At 67.6% G+C, this 2,153-nt stretch carries 3 protein-coding genes and 1 pseudogene; 2 read left to right on the top strand and 2 right to left on the bottom strand.

Going from position 1 to position 2,153, the window contains the following annotated elements; genetic code table 11:
- Positions 1–214: 214 nt before the first annotated feature.
- Both AC1DW8_RS22590 and AC1DW8_RS22585 read left to right on the top strand, forming a co-directional pair.
- Positions 215–406, top strand: a pseudogene (locus AC1DW8_RS22590) (IS256 family transposase); the annotation flags it as partial.
- Positions 407–640: 234 nt separating this feature from the next.
- Entirely contained in the window at positions 641–1,441 is an 801-nt protein-coding gene (locus AC1DW8_RS22585) for a CPBP family intramembrane glutamic endopeptidase (RefSeq protein ID WP_478095942.1), read from the top strand.
- Between the two features lie 38 nt (positions 1,442–1,479).
- Here AC1DW8_RS22585 and AC1DW8_RS22580 read toward each other — a convergent pair whose 3' ends face one another.
- Entirely contained in the window at positions 1,480–1,635 is a 156-nt protein-coding gene (locus AC1DW8_RS22580; protein ID WP_478095941.1) for a hypothetical protein, read from the bottom strand.
- 179 nt (positions 1,636–1,814) lie between these two features.
- On the bottom strand, positions 1,815–2,153 hold a 339-nt coding region (locus AC1DW8_RS22575), incomplete at its 5' end, for a KUP/HAK/KT family potassium transporter (RefSeq protein ID WP_478095940.1).

Here is a 2,153-nt window from a genome sequence, read left to right as displayed (position 1 = left end):
GTTCACGATCGCCCGAACCCAAGCGCGATGGCACCCAGACGCGCGCATATACCTCGCGCGCAAACGCGCCGAGGGCAAGAGCGCGGCCGAAGCTCGACGGTGCCTGAAACGCCACCTCGCTGCCGTCGTGTACCGAGCCATGATCCGCGACCTGCAAGCCCAAAAGCCACCGCTGCCAAAGACAAACTCCGACGCCGCTTGACGAGAGCGGCGCCCCAACCGGGAGGCGATCATCCGCCTCGTCGGGGCCGTCCTGGCGGAGCAGCACGACGAGTGGGCCGAGCAGCGCCGCTACCTCGGCCTGGAAGCGCTGAAGAACGCCCGAGCCGTTCTGACCGACCGCACCACCGACAACGATCGTGAGGAGGTGACCAACGACCTGATCGCCGCGGCGATCACCGCCTAACGAACGACCCCGACGGATCACCGTCGTACACCACCGATACGGACTTGACCGTGCGGCCTCTGTACCCGGTGCCGGTCATGGCCGGGGGGTTCAACGATCTGCCGGGTCCCCAGAGCCTCAGGACCAATGGCACTTTGCCTCGAGCTCGGGATCCGTTGCACTGAGGGGGTGAGCGTCTCCCAGCGTCCTACACAAACTCCGGCCACCCGGACGCAGAGGTGGTCAGCGCGGCGCGTGGTGGCGTACTTCTTCTTGTCCTACGCACTGAGCTGGGCGTGGGTCATTCCATGGGTGGCCGCCGGGCATACCGTGGTTCAGGGTCACGGATGGCCGACGCACCTGCCGAGCCTCGTTGGGCCCATGCTTGCGGCGTTCCTCGTCACCGGGTGGACCGCGCATCGGGATGGCCTTCGGGACCTGTTGTCGCGGATGGTTCGGTGGCGCATTGGATGGCGGTGGTGGCTCGTGGCCACCGGCCCCCTGGTGTTCTTCTTCGTCGTTCTCGCGTTGATGGGGGCCGCCGGCATGGACGTGCCAGCCGCAGGTGAATTCGCGAGCTTCAGTGGCGTACCCGAGGGGTGGGGCATCCTCGGCGTCTGGTCTCTGGTCCTGCTGGTCAATGGGTACGGCGAGGAGACCGGCTGGCGAGGCTACGCGCTCCCCCAGCTCGAGCTTCGTTTCGGACCCATGGCCGCCACCCTCATCGTGGCAGCGGCGTGGGCGGGGTGGCACCTGCCGCAGTTCTTCTTCCTGAAGAGCTACCAAGACTTCTCTGTGGTGATGCTGCCCGTCTTCGTGCTGGGTCTGTTCTGCGGGGCGGTCGTGCTGACGTGGATCTACCACCGCTCCGGCGGAAGCATCCTCGCCGTGGTCGTCTGGCACTCCTTGTACAACCTGACCGGTGCAACCCAGGCCGCCGGCTCGGGCGATGGCGTGCTGGCCTCGGCCATGTGGACATTCGTGGTCGTCCAGGCGCTGGTGCTGCTGGCCCTGCAATGGCGGGCGCATCACGCAGGCACCGCATCGGTCTTGTAGCAACTCCCTGCCGGGGCTGGAAGCGTGGCCGGTTGGGCCTACTCGTCATCGGCGCGCGCCGCGAGGAGGACCTCGACGAAGTCCACCGTCGTTGCCCACCTCAATGGCGTCGTGCACGCGTGCGCGAGGGCGCTGACGACTATTCCCGGAAGGTAGACGCGGCTCGGGACGTCGTCGAAGCCCGTGGCGAGCATTGGAAGCACCGAAGGAGGTCGCCATTTCGTTCCGGCAGCAGCACCCCCAGAGCTCTTCCGCGCACCCCGCCCCGAGGCCCCGGGAGCAGGTGGGCCCTTGGGCTCGGGATCGGCGGGCTCCTCGTCGCCCCAGCCACGTTCGTCGTCCCGACCCCGGACGTCGCGGGCCGACCCTCCGGTTAGAGCTCGATGTGGGCGCCCATGACGATGGTGCGCTCGGGTGGCAGGTGGAAGACCTCCGTCCGGTTCGCGGCGTTGTGGTACATCCAGGCGTAGAGGCGCTTGCGCCACGTGCGTAGCCCACGGTGGCCCGTCGCCTGGACGGTCAGCACCGAGAGGAAGTAGTGGGCCTGATCGAGATCGACGTCGAGCGCACGCGATGTTCCGACGGCCAGTGCCAGTCCCTTGGGGATGTCTTGGCTGTCGGTGAAGCCCACGTGCACCTTGACGTGCACGAACCCGTCGGTGGCGTCGCCCAGGTCGTCGACCTCGACGCGGTCCACGTGGCGGATGTGGGG

The organism is Terrabacter sp. P2_E3, from assembly GCF_056403915.1.
Note: the sequence above shows the minus strand (reverse complement) of the source record. Positions and strands in the feature narration are given on the sequence as shown.